This window comes from Streptomyces sp. HSS9-12, assembly GCF_054963655.1.
In genome coordinates this window covers 95,347-111,239 of record NZ_JBUEGC010000018.1, presented here as the reverse complement: position 1 = coordinate 111,239, position 15,893 = coordinate 95,347, and the positions used below count along the sequence as shown (strand labels likewise).

The window sequence follows — 15,893 nt, the reverse complement described above, 5'->3', positions numbered from 1 at the left end:
GCCGGATCGTCACCGGCGGTGTTCGGGTGGTGCTGGCCATGAACAGGCGGTCCTGCTCACGGTCATGCGCCGCCGCCGCATCACCCACGCGTACTAAGACGTCGTTTCCTTGGGTGCGTGCGGCGTGCGAAGGCGTTCTTGTTTGGGTGTGATCCCTGGGTGAGGATCGGATCCATGAGCCGTGTCTATGACGATGAGCGACTGGCTGGCGCCTACGAGCGTGGCAACGAGATGCCCGAGGCTTCGCTGCGGGCCTGGGTCGAGCTGATCGCTTCCTACGTGCAGCGGTCATCGCCGTCCATCGTCGAGATCGGATCGGGAACGGGCGTCTTCTCGGCCGGGATGGCTCGCTGGATCGAGGGAAGTGAGGTGGTGGCCGTCGATGCGTCCGAGGTGATGCTCGCTGAGGCCCGACGGCATCATCCGCATCCCGCGGTGCGGTATCTGTCGGGGGAGGCGGACGCGGTGCCCGCCGCTGCGGGCGTCTTCGACCTGGCCTTGATGTCCCGCGTGATCCATCACATCCCCGATCGCGCGCGAGCAGCCCGGGAACTGGTCCGCGTGCTGCGCGTCGGCGGGAAAGTGGTCGTTCGCACCACGTTCCGCGAACGGCTGGACGCGCTGGTGTACGATCACTGGCCGCAACTCCGGGCAATCGACGAGCGGCGTTTCCCGGGTGAAGAGGAAGTGGTCGCCGACTTCGTCTCGGCCGGATTCACCTTGGACGAGGTCAACTCCTTCACCCAGCCGATCGCAGCAAACTTGGCGGAGTACCACGCCAGGCTGGTCAGCCGTCCGCAGTCGAAGTTCACCCATCTCACCGATGAGGAGTTCCACCGGGGGCTTGTCCGCCTGGAGGACGCGGCCCGGAGCGAGGCGTTGGACAGGCCCCGGCCGGTCGTCGAACGCTACGACGTGGCTGTGTTCTCCCGCTCGTGACAGGCGCTTCGTCGCTTCAGGCGGCGGTAGCCGATGAGGTTTGCGGCTATGCCGACGAAGGCCAGGAAGTGCTCGGCCTTGCGTTCATAACGGCGATGCAGACGACGGCAGCCGGCCAACCAGGACACTGTCCTTTCGACCACCCACCGGTGGCGGCCCAGCCGCTGTGAAGACTCGACCCCCTTGCGGGCAATGCGGTGACGGATACCCCGCCGACGGAGACCTCGGCGCAGGTGGTCATAGTCGTAGCCCTTGTCCGCGTGCAGTTTCGCCGGCCGTCGACGCCGAGGTCCGCGGCGCGACCGGATGGGCGGGATGCCACGCACGAGTGGCTCGAGGCCCTGGCTGTCGTGCATGTTCGCGCCGGAGATACCCAGAGACAGCGGCAGTCCGTTCCGGTCGGTGATCAGGTGGATCTTCGATCCCAACTTGCCGCGGTCGGTCGGATTCGGTCCCGTCAATGGCCCCCTTTTGTGGCCCGCAGACTGACCGAGTCGATCGCGCACCGCGACCAGTCCAGCTCGCCCCGCGCCCCGAGCTCGTCGAGGATCACGCGGTAGAGCCTGGCCCAGACCCGGTCCCGGCTCCACTGCGCGAACCGGCGGTAGACCGTGGGCCAAGCGGGACCGAACACCGGCGGCAGTTGCCGCCACGTGCAGCCCGAGGTCGCCACGAAGATGATCGCAGCCAAGGCTTCACGGTCACCGGCCCGGCGTCGGCCACCGCCCTGCGGACGCGTGAGCACTGTCGGCGGCACCACCCGCCTGAACAACACCCACAACCCGTCCGGCACCAGCCGCTCAACGAGATCCGTCATGCACGGTTCAACGAACGATCGTGCCAAAAGAAACGACGTCTAACGCGACCACCAGCCCAGGAGCGTGCGAGATTTATGCAACTCGCGTGCCGGCGTTACCGGGCCACTTGCTGAGTTTCCACACGCCTTCGGAGGAGCACGGACGCCCATCGAGGCAGGTCACTGCATGACGGCGCGACTGAAGTCGAGCTGGCAAGCATCGGAGTTCCTTCAAGAGCGGGGTGGGTGAGGCCGGAGCAGGACTGCAGTCCCGTGCGCAAGGCCATAACGACCGATCAGGCGCAGACCCGGACGCCCTGCCCTCGGGCCTGCGCCCGTGCCGGTCATCTCTCCAGAGGCCTGACTCGCCACATGTCCACCTGGCCGTAGACCACGTCAGGCTCCGACGCTTTTTCCGTGACGGCAGATCCAGCAGAGGCCGAAGACCCACGGGAAGAAGCCCGCCGACGAGGACTGCACGACACAATCGAACTACGGTTCCTAAAACCTCATGTCCGCATCAACGCAGGTCACAACCAGCATGCCTAACCTCACGAAAGGAGCCCCGCCCACTTCGCCCGAAGGTGAAGCCGCGCGGCTTCTTCCCTAGTCGGCCGCATAATCAGAGGTTAGTTTGTTGTTCTTCCGGCCGGAGCCCGGCCCCGTCGACCTGGACCATGTCGCCCCCTACACCGCCGACGCACTCGCCATGCTCGACCGATCCGGCGTCGTCTGGCACGTTCCGCGTCTCACTCGCCGGGCATGGTCGACGTCGACGAGCGGATCGCGGCAACCTTCATGCATGCACCGCTGTGCAGACGGCGGGTAACGGCACATGTCGGGACGGGGAAACACCGACGCAAATGTGGACCTGTGTGAGATCGTCTACGGGTGCAGTGCGGCTGGTGACCTTGTGGCGCCCTGGTGTGTGGGGGCTTGCCCGCCGTCCACCTGTCGGCGGACACTACGGCTACGCTTCTCATGGGGGTGAGACCTTGGAGTGGCCAGCCCTTCTGTCGGGTGCACTCAGCGTAATGGCTCCTGGGCTCGTGGACCGATCGGACTCTCTCACCAGCGAAGCACCGGCAATTTCGCGACTCTCAGAGCGCATTCGTGCAAAGTACGAAACCCTCGGCCCTCCCCCAGTTCGGGAGGGCCCGGGAATGGGTAGTTTTCATCACCCTATCGACGTCACCTCTGCGCTAGGTCTGGCGCGCGAGTATGCAGCCCATGGAGACCTAGACCAAGCAGTCCGACTATTTGATCGGGCAAGCGAGCAGGCGCCTGACGACCCCGACGTCCTGATCGAACTAGCCGACACCCTCGCCGCCAATGGCAATCTACTCGAGGCTGAGGTCAAATTCCGGCAGGCATTGACAATGCCGACGGGCCGCCCGGTAGCCCTTCGGCCTCGTACAGGCCTGGCATGGCTATTGCACTCTCGCGGTAAGAAAGAAGAAGCAGAGGCTGTCATGCGCCCTGGCTTGACGCATGAGCATCTGCTTGAGGTGATAAACAAACTCGATGTGCCAACCTCTCCCGCTGTGTATGCGGGTAGTTGGGCCAGCTCGCGTACCACGACTGGCACGCCACAGCAGGACGCGCAGGCCCACCTCACCGACGGTGGCCACTCACTGGAACTCGAACGCGCAACGCTGGAGCGCAGGGTCGAGGACCTACGCGCCTTCGAACGCGAGTACCGCGCGCGGATGACGGCCTACCTCGAAAGCAAATTGCGCGAGCTGGAGACAGCCGACGATCACCAAGCCGACGATTCGCTAGCGTCGCCGCAAACCCGTTCGACCGATCCGCGGCCGTCTCCCTTGCCGTTGGGTTCCTCAGTGTCAGATAACGGTGGGGAGGAGAACATATAGTGGCCCGCCGATCGGCCAATCGATGGAGCGACATGCTTCCCCCGCCCAAGGCCGCCCAAGAGTGGGAGGCACTAAAGCCCGGGTTGGCTGCAGAGATTTTCTCGGAGTCGCTCGCGGAAGAACGACACAGGCGCCGTCTTGAGACAGCCCGCGCAGCCACAAAGATCCTCGGGCAGTTCCTAGCTATCGGTTCGGTTGGCCTGATGGTGATCTTCGCTAAGTACGCATTGGACGTTGGCGAGCCCATAGTTGCAGGCTTTGCGATAGGCGCACCGTCTGTCTCGCTCGCCGTCATTTTTGCTCTGTCCCGCGCACCAGGCAGACGCTTGGAAGAGGGAGTCAGTGCCGCTTCACGCCGGGGCATTTCCGCCGTCTCGGCTGGGCAAGGCCCTCCACTGACTGCCGCCCAATCACCCCCTCCACCGTCAGTTGGCCCGATCCCGTAGGTTGCCTTTCCGACCGGTGGGTGGGAACTGAAGAACCCCGCAGCGCGGCTACCCGTCAAACCGTCCCCGCTCGTCTGAGCACGTGGCCTGTGCGGAAGGCCGCCAGAAGCTTTCCCCTATCGACTCCGCGGTTGATGGAGTCGTGGAGCAGGTTGGCCATGCGACACGTGGGATTGATGGTCAGGGCGCCGTGGAGGACAGGGAGTTCTCCGGAGTGTGGCCGAGGAGGAACGGCATCAGCTCGATGAAATCGCTGGGGCTGGCGATGCGCAGGGGCGTCATGTGGCGGGTCCTTCCATGGTGGTGTCGGGCTGTGGTTCGCCGGGTGTCGTGCTGACGTGCTTTGGCTTGCGGGTGAGTGCGGGGATGAGGTGGTCGCGGACGAGTGTGCCGAGGACTGCGGCCAGGGCTTTGCTGGTGCGGGTGGTCAGGACGGCGTGCCAGGTGCGGCCGGGCTGGAGCCGGGCGTCGTTGGCGGCTTGTGCTTCGGCTTGCTCGACGTCGGTGCCGTCGGGGATCGGCGGCAGGTCGGGGCCTGCGGTGATCCAGGTCTGGATGGCGAGGCCGTGGGGCTGGACGCGGAGGCCGATGCGGTGGCCGTGGGGGTGCTGGTAGGCGGCGGTGCGGTCGGGGGTGTCGGTGTCCTCCTTGCTCCACGGCGGTTCGAGGGTGGGGGCGATCTGGTCGAAGGGCGGCAGGTCGATCTCGTCGCGGGGTCCGGCGAAGGCCGGGCGTCGGCGGCGCGGTGCCGGGGTGGTGCCGGGTCGGTCGAAGGGGTCGGGTTCGGTCACGCGGCGTTCTCTTTGCCCGGATCTGGGTCTCCCACGCCTCCAGATCATGGACGGGAAGACCGTCTACCAACCCATTGGCCAGGCTTTGGGCCTTGTCGAGCTTGACGGCTCTGCACAGTGCTTCGATTTCCCGCAGGGCAGCGTCGACAGCGGACATCCATGACCCATTCTGAAGGACCGTCACGTGGCCCGGAAATCCTATGTGGCGTCGTCTCGCTACGCGGCGGGAAGCGGCATCTCCGGTCGGCCCGGTGCCTCACGGGCGGGAAGGACGGCCGGGCGAGACGGGAGGACGGGGCTCATGGGCGTGCTCAGAACTTCCGGCTTGATGAGGCGAGGATCAGATAGCCGACCAGGAGACGACCGCGATCAGGTCGACGACGTTCTCGACGGTCGCAGTTTCGCCGCCCCTTGACGATGACAGGCACAGCGCGAACACCGCGACCGTGACGACGACGAAGGCCACATCCATCGAGTGCTCCTGGAGAAGACGAGGAAGACGGAGGACGGAGAGGCGATGAAGCGACAATCCGCCTCCCGGACCGTTGGACCCTTCGAAGGAATCGCATCCCAGCAGGGCCACGGCACGCGGTAACAGGTCCCTTACGGGCGCAAGAGCCCTCTTTGGCATCTTCCGTACGCTCTCCGTCAGGTCAGGGCACCCTCTACTGACCGGTGTCCCGGGAGAACCCGCTGTTCATGGCGAACTGCACCTTGGCGATCTTCGATGCCGTCGGCACCTCGCGGACGATGAACCCGAGGGCGGCGTCCGCCCGGCTCGACGCTGATGCTTCCCGGGAATCCAGGGCCCGCAGTCGTGTCATTGATAGTGGATTCGAACTGCTGCCCCTGGGCATCCACGATCCTTTACGCCCCTACCCGCACCGCTGCTTCCCTCGGCGGTCCCCACCACCCCGTGCGGCTGGTCGTCCCGCCCTGCGGGGAGTTCCAGGGCCTCACCGACGAGATCCACGACCTCGACCACGCCGCCTACGCGCGCACCTGCTCCGGGCCCAGCGGTCTATGCACCGGGACGTTATCGTCCTGGCATTCTTCCCGATGAGAACCCCGGCATCGGCAATCCCGGCCACTCTTGCCGGGCTGCCAGGCGCAGGCGACTCGGAACAGGCAACACCCCGCCAGGCATACCAGGTAATGTATATTGATATACAACGCCGTATGCAAGGGGTCGCCATGAGCCGCACCGTGATCGATCTCGACGACGAGGCGCTGGAGGCCGCCGCCAAGGAGCTCGGCACCACGACCAAGCGCGACACCATCAACACCGCCCTGCGGGAGGTCACCGCCCGCTACCGGCGACTGCGCGCTCTGGGAGAAGCCCGCGAACTGGCCGCCGAAGGCGCCCTGGACATCGACATCCTCCTTGACAAGAGCAAGTACCGGCCCTCCGGCGGGCCGGACGGTGCCCACGACGCAGGGGCGCACGAGTGACCGTCGCCGACTACCTGATCGACACCTCCGCCCTCGCCCGTGTCCTCCTCGGCCGGACCACGGCCGAGTGGGACGACAGGATCGGCGCGGGACTCGTCGCCCTGTGCGACATCACCGAACTGGAAGTCCTTTACTCAACACGCTCGGCGGCGGACCGGGAGCGCGTGAAGCGCACGTTGAACGCCCACTACAGCTGGTGCCCCATGCCCGACGGCATCTTCCGGCGAGCATGCGTCGTCCAGGAAATGCTCACCACCAAGGGCGAGCATCGCAGTGCCGGCCCCGTCGATCTGCTGGTCGCCGCTGCCGCGGAAGAGGCGGGGCTGACGCTGCTCCACTACGACCGCGACTTCGAGGCGATCGCCCGTACGACCGGACAGCCGGTACGGATGATCGATCTCAAGGACTGACCGGTCTCAAGGGGCTGATCGGTCTCAGGACTGAGAGACGCCGTCCCACACACAGTAAGCGGGCGCCGGGCACCCCCCACTTTCACAGCCCGTACTGCTCATCAGCTTCCGCCTGCGTTTCGGCTCCGTCCGCAGACTAGCCAGATACACGGTGAACGCGTCCTCGGTCCGCAGCGCACGATGGCAGTCACGTGCACCCAGCAGCAGCCGTGCCAGGCGCTCGTAGGCGCGGTCCCCGGTCGGCTGCTTCAACCCCTCGACCAGCCGCAGGTACACGCCGAGCGCCTCGGCTGGACGCGTCTCACGCGACAGGTCGGCGAGCCGCTCCCACTGCCGGTCGTCGATCCGGCCGACCGCCTCCCGCCGCGCGGCGTCCAGGTCGCCGTCGTCGAGCAGCACGTCGATCAGCACAGGGCCGCCATACCAGCCGCCGCGATCATGACGGGCATCCTCCCTCAAGGCGGACAGCGCCGCCACGCGCTCAGCCTCCCAGCACGCCGCCGACTGGGCAGCACCGCGCAGTTGCTGGTAAGCGGCCAGGGACCGCTCGACACGGAACCGGTCCCGCCGCACCGCGACCACGTCGTCTGGCCGCCCCGCCTTCGCGTACCGGGCGCACACATGGTCGACCAGACGGCCGTCGATGTGCGTCTCGGCGGCGCACTCCCGTAGTCCGCGCTCCGCCCAGGCGAGCGCCTCGTCCGCGCGGCCCGCCGATTCCAGCTCCTCGGCGATGCGCAGATGGGTGGCACCGGACGGGTCGAGGTCCTGCGCGTGCAGCGCGACCAGCGCGTCGATGTCGCCCTCCGCCTTGACCAGGCGTTCCATCAGGTACCGCTCCGCCCAGCCGGACGGCCTGCGCCTGAGCGCCTCGGCCGCCAACTGCCGCATCCGGGCCAGCCCGCACATGCTGTTCGGCTACATCGTCGTGCTGGCGCTGCTTCCGCTGGTGCGTCTGTTCGGTCGTCTTCCGCCGGGCGCGAGCCGCGCTTGGACGCGTTTGCTCAATGCCTTGACGCGCCCGTTCGACCTGATCAACTACTGGGGGGCCGTGGGCGGTGCCCTGGTGTACAACCGCCGCCGCATGGGTGTGAAGTTCGATCGCACCCTTGCCGCCTTGTCCCATCGCCTTGATGCCGAGCCGGAGGAGAAGTTGGCTCGGACGATGCACTTTCCAGTGCGGTGGGATCCGTTCTTCCAGGACGCGATGACCCTCGAGGACGTCTACCGGTATCCCACCCAGCACTTCGACTTCCACTGTGCCCAGCTCACCCTGGGTACCCCCTCCTGACCTGTACCGCGGAGTTGCGAAGCTGCACGACCGGAGGAGGATGAGGACACCACTGCAAGAAGCGGCCGCAGCGCCTCCCTATCCAAGATCACGCTTACCGCTAATGGCGGGACAGCAACTGAACACGGACGACGGAGGCACTGGTGCCCGAACTGCGGGCTGGCCCGGATGCGAAGAAGGGCGCTCACCACTGCGTGGTGAGCGATGCCGAAGGACGGCGCAAGCTGTCTCGACGCATACTCAACGACGAGGCCGAGCTGCTGACTCGATCGGCGACGTGCTCGCTTGGGGCGAGAGCGTCACCTGGGCCATCGACCTGGACAGCGACGGCGCCGCCCTACTGATCGCCCTCCTGGTCAACCCCGACCAGCACCTGCTCTACATCCCAGCCCAGATGCTGGAGTACTTCCCGGCCCTGGAACGGGCCTTCGACTACAGCAAGTCCAGGTCGGCCCTCCTCCTGCTGACCGCGTACCAGACGCCGGCTGCACTGCGTCGCCTCGGCAGGAACCGCCTGGCCACCCCACCTGGCTGGAGAATCGGAAAGCCCGGTACAACACGGACGTCGCGCGGCATCGATCGAGGCCGCCAAGGCACGGCTCCCTGCCAGGCTAACGTCAGTGGTCGCCGGAGCGGCTTGGTGCTGTCATGGGTGAGAGAGAGACGTGGACGAGCCGGCAAGGCGGCGGAAGGCCGGCGCGCCGCGCGTAGTCCCCCCGGGCGGTCCGACCGCGACCGCCCCGTCGCACAGCGGAGGAGGCCGATGCCATGCTGCACCGTCGCACGGTCGGTGACGTGATGACCGAGGAGGTCGTCACCCTCCGCCCTGACACACCGCTCCAGGAGGCCGCCGCCCGGCTGGACGCGAACGACATCGCCGCAGCTCCGGTCGTCGACGACGACGGCGCGCCCGTCGGCGTCGTGTCCGCATCCGACGTGCTGCGGCACGAGACCGGCATGCCCGATGCGCAGGGGCAGGACGGGAACGAGGAACGTGCCTGGGGCAAGGCCCGGGCCCGGACCGCGGGCGCGCTCATGAGCAGCCCCGTCTTCACCGCCCGCGCCGACTGGACGATTCCCCGGGCCGCGCGGGAACTGCGCAGGCGGCACGTCAAGCAGCTCCCGGTGGTCGACGACCACGGGCTCCTCACCGGCATCGTCAGCCGCAGCGACCTGCTCGACACCTTCATCCGCTCCGACGTCGAGATCCGCGGCGAGGTGGAGCGGCAAGTTCTAGGGCGCATCCTCGGCCTGGGCGAGGGCACCGTCGCGGTAGAGGTCCGGGATGGGGTCGTCACCCTGCGAGGGCACCTCCCGGAACCGCGTCTCGTCCCAGTGGTCGTGGGCCTCTGCCACGGCGTCGACGGTGTCGTCACCGTGGACGCTCACCTCACCGCCGCCCGGGCGGGCTAAGACCGGGTCGCAGACCCGGTTCGCTGAGGAGTAGGGCGGGCGCCGGGCCTGTGCCGGTAGAGTCAGGCGGTGGCGGCGCGCGACCGCCGGACTCCGTGAAGGGGGACACTGGCCTACGCCCGGTCCCCGTAGCCGGACAAGACGTCTCCGACTCCTCGTGCAGCAGCCAGCATCGCCCGCTCTGGACGCGGCGTGCGCGTTCACCGTCATGACGAGCTGGCAGCCCCCGTCGGCTCGGTCTACGTGGAAGCCTCGCCGCGCCGGCCAGCTGCATCATGACGATCAGTGCGACCCTGCGTCGGACGATCGTCATCGTGTCTCTCCTTCGTCTGACGAGCGCGGAGCCCTGATTGTCCCGTTCGATCCCAGCGTGCGGCAGTGCCCCTGGCAGGAGGCTGAGAGAGGCCGGGCCCGCCGTGGCCACGCGGAGCGCGGCCACTACCGAGGGGGCTCGGCGCGCGGCCCTCACCAAGTCTTCGTACGGTTGAAGGGGAGATCTCACGGTGGTGATTCGAGGTGAAGGCCAGATGCCGCTGGGCGGGCTCACCCGCCGCCTGAGTACTCCGGCGGCGGTCCGAGACGCCAGCCCCCTGTCGGCAACGCTTTCCTGCGCGGCCCCCGCCACGAGCTCGAGCAGCACCCAGAACGCGACTGGCGAAGGCGTTCGCAGGCATCGGGCTTCCCCCGCCATCGGAAGGAGAGCGCGATGGCTGAGCAGGATCTGGCCAGGTGGTCGGAGGACTTCTCGATGGCGGACACCGCCGTGGCCGGCGGCAAGAATGCCTCACTCGGGGAGATGATCCGCAACCTGTCGCCGCAGGGCGTACGGATCCCGAGCGGCTTCGCGACCACCGCGCACGCATACTGGCACTTCCTCACTGCCAACGACCTGGGCCCCCGGGTGTCGGAGCGGATCGATGCGCTGCATCGCGGCGCCGAGCTGGCCGAGGTCGGCGAGGTGATCCGGCGGATGTTCCTCGGCGCCCAGTTCCCGCCCGACCTTGCCGAGGTCGTCCGCTGCAAGTACCGGGCTCTGGGTGACCGCCTGCGGCGGGCCAACCCGGACGTTGCGGTGCGCAGCAGCGCCACCGCCGAGGACCTTCCCGAGGCCAGCTTCGCCGGGCAGCAGGAGACCTTCCTCAACATCAGGGGCGAGGGGGCCCTGCTGGCGGCCTGCAAGCGGTGCTACGCCTCCTTGTTCACCGACCGGGCCATCAGCTACCGGGAGCACCACGGCTTCGACCACCTGAAAGTGGCTCTGTCGATCGGCGTGCAGCAGATGGTCCGCTCCGATCGGGCCGGAGCGGGCGTGATGTTCACGCTCGACACCGACAGTGGGTTCCCAAGCGTGGTGCTCGTCAACGCGGCGTTCGGCCTGGGGGAGTCCGTCGTGGGCGGTCGGGTCGACCCGGACGAGTACCAAGTGTTCAAGCCGCTGCTCGCCCAGGTCGGCACCACACCGGTGATCTCCAAAGCGGTCGGCAGCAAGCAGACCAAAGTCGTCTACGGCGACGGCGCGCGGCAGCCCACGGTGACCGTGGCGGCTACCGATGAGGAGCAGGCGGCGTGTGTGCTCGGCGATGCGGAGATCCTGCAGTTGGCCAAGTGGGGGGTGCTCGTCGAGGAGCACTACGGGCATCCGATGGACATCGAGTGGGCCAAGGACGGCAACACCGGCGAGCTGTACATCGTCCAGGCCCGGCAAGAGACCGTTCAGGCCCGCAAACCGGCCGCCACCTTGCGCTCCTTCCGGCTGAAGGAGCGCGGCGAACGGTTGACGACCGGCCTGGCCGTCGGCGACGCCATCGCCGCCGGTCCGGTGTGCAACCTGCGCAGTGCCGCCGAGATTGGACGGTTCCAGGACGGTGCCGTGCTCGTCACCGAGACCACCGACCCGGACTGGGAACCGATCATGAAACGGGCAGCCGCCATCGTCACCGACCATGGCGGACGTACCTCGCACGCGGCGATCGTCAGCCGGGAACTCGGCGTGGCCGCCGTCGTCGGCACCACCAACGCCACGAGCGTGCTCCCCGACGGCCGGGAGATCACCGTGTGCTGCGCGGAGGGCGAGGAAGGCGTCGTCTACGACGGCGTCCTCGCCTACGACGAACGAGACATCGACCTGGCCGAGGTGCCGGCCACGGCGACCAGGGTGATGCTCAACATCGCCAACCCCTCAGCGGCGTTCCGATGGTGGCGGCTGCCCGCCGACGGCGTCGGACTGGCCCGGATGGAGTTCATCGTCAACACCCACATCAAGATCCATCCCATGGCGCTGGTGCGCTTCGACGAGCTGGCCGACGAGTCCGACCGTGATCGGATCGCCGAGCTGACCCGTCGCTACGCCGACAAGGCGGAGTACTTCGTCGAGCGGCTGGCCTACGGCATAGCGCGCATCGCCGCAGCCTGGTGGCCCAAGCCGGTCATCGTCCGGATGAGCGACTTCAAGACCAACGAGTACGCCAGACTCATCGGCGGCAGGCAGTTCGAACCCGCGGAGCACAACCCCATGCTGGGTTGGCGGGGAGCCAGCCGCTACTACAGCGAGGGTTACCGCGAAGGCTTTGGCCTCGAATGCCGGGCACTGCGCCGGGTCCGCGACGAAATGGGGCTCACCAACACGGTCGCGATGATCCCGTTCTGCCGCACTCTTGAGGAGGCCGACCGCGTCCTGGAGGCCATGGCAGACCACGGTCTGGTCCCCGGCCACAACGCCCTGGAGGTGTATGTGATGGCGGAGATCCCCTCCAACATCATCCTCGCTGGGGCATTCAGCGACCGCTTCGACGGCTTCTCCATCGGCAGCAACGATCTGACCCAACTGACCCTCGGTGTCGACCGGGACTCCGAGCAGCTGCGCGCGCTGTTCAACGAGCGTGACCCGGCCGTCACCACCAGCATCCGGACCCTGATCGGCGCTGCCCATCTCAAGAGTCGCAAGGTGGGGCTTTGCGGCCAGCGCCCCAGCGACGACCCCGACTTCGCCCGCCTCCTGGTCGACGCCGGCATCGACTCGGTTTCGGTGACTCCTGACAGCTTCCTGCTCGTCAAGGACAACGTCGCCACGGCCGAGCGCGCCCTGCGCCAGTCGGAGCCGCCCCCGACCAGCGCCTCATCCGGTTGACCCGAGCAGCGGACTGCCAGCGCGGGCGGCCATGCGTGCGGCCCAGGTGCGTCACCTTCCCATGCTGGCCGAAGGGCGCCTTATCGGCATGATCTCCTTCGACGACCTGTTCTGGCAGTTGACGCAGGAACTGGATGGGGAATTCCTCAGGTAGTGCCGGAGCCGGGACCACCGGCCAGAGCGGCCACCGGACAGTACGCATGGTGGAGTCACACGGGTGACTCCGCCGCGAGCCCTGCTCAACAGGTGTCTCTGGCATTGGGGAGACCATCGGCCCCGGCAGGGGCCGTACACAGGAGGAGCACAGTGGAGAGGTGGGGGGTGAGCAGTCCACCGCGCGACACGAAGGCAGGAAGGAGCTACGACGATGACCGCCCAGCACAACACCGTCAGCGAAGTGATGACACGCGATGTCGTCACCGTCCGCCCGGACACCCCGTTCAAGGAGATCACGTCCCTCCTGACCACCCACGGCATCAGCGCCGTACCTGTGGCCGACGAGCATGGTGCGCCGATGGGGCTGGTGTCCGAAGCCGATCTGCTCCGCAAGCAGGCAGAACAGCCCGACCAGTACGGTGGGAAGGCAACACCCCCCGGGTGGCCGCACGAGAAGGCCAAGGCACGCGCGGAGAACGCCGCAGGGCTGATGACCACCCCCGTGGCCACCGCTCATGCCGACTGGCCGGTCGCCCAGGCGGCCCGTGCGATGGACCGCCACCACGTCAAGCGACTGGTGGTCGTGGACGAAACAGACCGCATCATCGGCATCGTCAGCCGCCCGGACCTGCTACGCGTTTTCCTGCGTCCCGACGAGGAGATACGCGAGGAGATACGCGACGAAGTACTAACAGCGATATTGCAGCTGAGCGGACAGGAGGTGCAGATCCAGGTTCACGACGGCGTCGTCACCCTGCGCGGCGAGGTCGAGAAACGCAGCACCGCCCAGATCGCCGAACGGCTCGCCAAGGGCGTGGACGGGGTGGTCACCGTGAGGCCGCTGATCGACTACGCCATCGACGACAGGGCCGCTGCGGACTGACCACAGCCACGCATCGAGCCCATCGACTCCCGCGACCAGGTGTTCGTTCACCCGCGGCCCCGTCGGCTGGATCACGTACACGTCCGCACCTAGCACCTGGCCGACGGCCGGACGCAGCCCACCGTCCGGAAACCGCTCCAGCTCGCAGGCCACGGGCTGCACGTCCGGCGCGGCCGCGACGGCACCGGCAAGCGCCTGGTGTGCTGATCCGGACACGATTCGAGGACCGATCATCACTCCTCCCGGGGACAGTCGGTTTTGAGAGGTTCCGGAGTGAACGGCTCTGCCGACCTCCTCTCATCATCCGGCCGTCGACCGCACCCGCCACCCGGATTCGGGACCCGTCAGGAGCATTGACCGTGTCGACCCCGCTCGGACGGCTGCAAGCCGGGTCGGCCGACGGGGCTGTGGCTGAGTGGCTCCTTCGTCCTCTGCCTGCGGCATCGCGTGGCCGCGCGTGGCGCCGCTGTCGTCTTCCGGCCGTGGCGCGGTACTCGAAGAATTCCCTCAGCGTCGGAAGGGCAGGCGAGTTCCATGGCATCTCCTGGCATGCGGGTAGTGGTCGTCGGGGCCACCGGCAACGTCGGCACCAGCGTCGTCCAGGCGCTCGGTGCGGACCCGCAGATCGACTCGATACTGGGGCTGGCCCGCCGGCTTCCGCAATGGTCTCCGGCGAAGACCCGGTGGGCGAGCGTGGACATCGCAGACGACAGCACCGACTTGGCCGGACGCTTCGCCGGCGCGGACGCCGTCATCCACTTGGCGTGGCTGTTCCAGCCCACGCACCACCCGGCGACGACCTGGCGCACGAACGTGCACGGCAGCACCCGGGTCTTCGATGCCGCGGCTGCAGCCGGCGTCCCCGCGCTGATCTACGCGTCCTTCGTCGGGGCCTACTCGCCCGGACCCAAGGACCGGGCTGTGGACGAGTCCTGGCCCACCGACGGCTGGCCGGAGGCGACGCTGTGCCGGGAGAAGGCCTACGTCGAGCGCGTCCTGGACATCTTCGAACTCCAACATCCCGAGATCCGTGTGGTGCGGATGCGGCCGGGCTTCATGTTCAAGCGGGAAGCCGCGTGCGAGCAGCACCGCTTGTTCCGCGGCCCGCTGGTGCCCAAGCGCCTGACCCGCCCGGAGCGCATGCCTGCCATCCCGGCCATCCCCGGCATGCGGTACCAGGCCCTGCACACCGACGACGCGGCCGAGGCCTTCCGGCAGGCCACCGTGCGCCCGGTGCGCGGCGCGTTCAATCTGGCTGCTGAACCCGTTGTGGACGCGGCCATGCTGGCCGAGATGTTCGGTGCACGGACCTTCCCGATGCCGGGCCGACCGGTCCGGGCCGCGGTCTCCGCCGCCTGGCGGACGCATCTGTTGCGCACGCCCCCGTCCCTGTTCGACGCGGTCCTGCACTTTCCGATCATGGACACGTTGCGGGCACAGCGGGAACTGGACTGGACGCCCCGGTACACCGTCCAGGAGGCGTTGCAGGAGTGGCTGGCCGGGCTCCGCGAAGACGCGGGCATGCCCACTCCGCCACTGGCCTCACCGACAGGACGTGCCAGTGAGGCCAAGACCAGGGTCGGCGCCCGACCATGAAGCTGCCCCGGCTCGGATGGCAGGCCGTAAGCAGCAGGGCAGGGCCGGTGCCGGACCAATGGGTGGTCAACCACAGCACGAACGCACCGACGGCGTTGGCGTGACGGCGGTACGAGGTGGGCAGAGACGGCGGCTGCGAGCCTCTGGATCGGGGCATTGGACGCCTGGGCCTGCTGCACCAGGTGGATGATCTGGCGCCGCCATGGCCACCGCCGACCATTCCCACACACCGCAACGACCTGGTGTCCTTGACGTTGTCGCCAGCTCGTTTGACAACGGGCCTCGTCATCGTATGGATGCCGCACGTTTCGGCTACGGCACCTCACTTCGTGCGGGCGACGAGAAAGTCGGCACAGCCGGGCAGCGTGGTGAGCTGAGCGGTGTCCTCGCCGTCGATGCGGAGGCCGGTGCGTTCGCTGAGGGCCTCGATGAAGCTGAGAAAGTCCAGCGAGTCCATCTCGAGAGCTCGCGGAAGGTGTCGTTGGGCTCCAGCTGTATTGCCCTGAGAGGTTGGGGACGCGGCCGGCGGATGGCTGGCCCTTCAGCGCGGTGTGTCCGCGGTGGTGATCGCATATTTCCGCAGGTCATAGGCCATTCGGGTGACGGAGCTTTCTGGGTCCTTCCGGATCCTTCCTGGCCCTTCCGTCCACTCCACGTCCACTGAGCGGCCCGTGGACTGGGCTGCGCGGCAGAGCCAGAGGCTCGCAACGAGCAGAGAT

The 15,893-nt window shown here is 67.6% G+C and carries 15 protein-coding genes and 1 pseudogene; 9 read left to right on the top strand and 7 right to left on the bottom strand.

The window, feature by feature from the left end; translation table 11 throughout:
• Positions 1–117 precede the first annotated feature (117 nt).
• Positions 118–939, top strand: a complete 822-nt coding sequence (locus ACY34J_RS12455) for a class I SAM-dependent methyltransferase (RefSeq protein ID WP_462728423.1) — start codon at positions 118–120, stop codon at positions 937–939.
• On the opposite strand, the gene ACY34J_RS12450 is transcribed toward ACY34J_RS12455, so the two are convergent.
• Positions 909–1,756 (bottom strand): IS5 family transposase gene (locus ACY34J_RS12450; protein ID WP_462728422.1). Its coding sequence is split into 2 segments (ribosomal slippage): positions 909–1,399 and positions 1,399–1,756, totalling 849 coding nucleotides; the frame shifts between segments, so codons are not numbered across the junction. The genes ACY34J_RS12455 and ACY34J_RS12450 overlap by 31 nt on opposite strands.
• 1,142 nt (positions 1,757–2,898) lie before the next feature.
• Between ACY34J_RS12450 and ACY34J_RS12445 the strand changes: the two genes are divergently transcribed.
• Positions 2,899–3,609, top strand: a complete 711-nt coding sequence (locus ACY34J_RS12445; protein WP_462728421.1) for a tetratricopeptide repeat protein — start codon at positions 2,899–2,901, stop codon at positions 3,607–3,609.
• Between the two features lie 724 nt (positions 3,610–4,333).
• On the opposite strand, the gene ACY34J_RS12440 is transcribed toward ACY34J_RS12445, so the two are convergent.
• The 3 genes from ACY34J_RS12440 to ACY34J_RS12430 form a co-directional block, all read right to left on the bottom strand.
• Positions 4,334–4,846: a hypothetical protein gene (locus ACY34J_RS12440; RefSeq protein ID WP_462728420.1), complete on the bottom strand. Its 513-nt coding sequence runs from the start codon at positions 4,844–4,846 to the stop codon at positions 4,334–4,336.
• Positions 4,847–5,186: 340 nt separating this feature from the next.
• Entirely contained in the window at positions 5,187–5,318 is a 132-nt protein-coding gene (locus ACY34J_RS12435; protein ID WP_462728419.1) for a hypothetical protein, read from the bottom strand.
• Between the two features lie 193 nt (positions 5,319–5,511).
• The gene (locus tag ACY34J_RS12430; protein WP_462728418.1) at positions 5,512–5,670 is read right to left on the bottom strand and encodes a hypothetical protein; all 159 of its coding nucleotides are present in this window, start codon (positions 5,668–5,670) and stop codon (positions 5,512–5,514) included.
• 370 nt (positions 5,671–6,040) lie between these two features.
• Here ACY34J_RS12430 and ACY34J_RS12425 point away from each other — a divergent pair, with 370 nt between their 5' ends.
• Together ACY34J_RS12425 and ACY34J_RS12420 are read left to right on the top strand one after the other, a co-directional pair.
• Positions 6,041–6,298, top strand: a complete 258-nt coding sequence (locus ACY34J_RS12425) for a type II toxin-antitoxin system VapB family antitoxin (RefSeq protein WP_462728417.1) — start codon at positions 6,041–6,043, stop codon at positions 6,296–6,298.
• A complete protein-coding gene (locus ACY34J_RS12420; RefSeq protein ID WP_462728416.1) occupies positions 6,295–6,708 on the top strand; it encodes a PIN domain-containing protein in 414 nt (137 codons plus the stop codon). The genes ACY34J_RS12425 and ACY34J_RS12420 overlap by 4 nt, the downstream gene beginning before the upstream one ends.
• Before the next feature lie 24 nt (positions 6,709–6,732).
• On the opposite strand, the gene ACY34J_RS12415 is transcribed toward ACY34J_RS12420, so the two are convergent.
• Positions 6,733–7,617, bottom strand: coding sequence for a hypothetical protein (locus ACY34J_RS12415; RefSeq protein WP_462728415.1), 885 nt, complete (start codon positions 7,615–7,617; stop codon positions 6,733–6,735).
• Between ACY34J_RS12415 and ACY34J_RS12410 the strand changes: the two genes are divergently transcribed.
• The 4 genes from ACY34J_RS12410 to ACY34J_RS12395 all read left to right on the top strand — a co-directional run bounded on the left by ACY34J_RS12410 (position 7,616) and on the right by ACY34J_RS12395 (position 13,578).
• On the top strand, positions 7,616–7,999 hold the full coding sequence (locus ACY34J_RS12410; RefSeq protein WP_462728414.1) for a hypothetical protein: 384 nt from the start codon (positions 7,616–7,618) through the stop codon (positions 7,997–7,999). The genes ACY34J_RS12415 and ACY34J_RS12410 overlap by 2 nt on opposite strands.
• Positions 8,000–8,767: 768 nt before the next feature.
• Positions 8,768–9,412: a CBS domain-containing protein gene (locus ACY34J_RS12405; protein WP_462728413.1), complete on the top strand. Its 645-nt coding sequence runs from the start codon at positions 8,768–8,770 to the stop codon at positions 9,410–9,412.
• Positions 9,413–10,118: 706 nt separating this feature from the next.
• Positions 10,119–12,539 carry a phosphoenolpyruvate synthase gene (gene ppsA / locus ACY34J_RS12400; protein ID WP_462728412.1) on the top strand — a complete coding sequence of 807 codons (2,421 nt, stop codon included), beginning with the start codon at positions 10,119–10,121 and terminating at the stop codon, positions 12,537–12,539.
• Between the two features lie 367 nt (positions 12,540–12,906).
• Positions 12,907–13,578: a CBS domain-containing protein gene (locus tag ACY34J_RS12395; RefSeq protein ID WP_462728411.1), complete on the top strand. Its 672-nt coding sequence runs from the start codon at positions 12,907–12,909 to the stop codon at positions 13,576–13,578.
• A gap of 45 nt (positions 13,579–13,623) precedes the next feature.
• Here ACY34J_RS12395 and ACY34J_RS12390 read toward each other — a convergent pair.
• A pseudogene (locus ACY34J_RS12390) lies at positions 13,624–13,812 on the bottom strand (ribose-phosphate pyrophosphokinase-like domain-containing protein); the annotation flags it as partial.
• Positions 13,813–14,112: 300 nt separating this feature from the next.
• On the opposite strand from ACY34J_RS12390, the gene ACY34J_RS12385 reads away from it, so the two are divergent.
• Positions 14,113–15,174, top strand: a complete 1,062-nt coding sequence (locus ACY34J_RS12385) for an NAD-dependent epimerase/dehydratase family protein (RefSeq protein WP_462728410.1) — start codon at positions 14,113–14,115, stop codon at positions 15,172–15,174.
• A 322-nt stretch (positions 15,175–15,496) separates the two neighbouring features.
• Here the strand turns inward: ACY34J_RS12385 and ACY34J_RS12380 are convergent, their stop codons facing one another.
• Positions 15,497–15,631 (bottom strand): phosphopantetheine-binding protein, encoded by a 135-nt coding sequence (locus ACY34J_RS12380; RefSeq protein ID WP_462728409.1) that lies wholly within the window; start codon positions 15,629–15,631, stop codon positions 15,497–15,499.
• Positions 15,632–15,893: the final 262 nt, after the last annotated feature.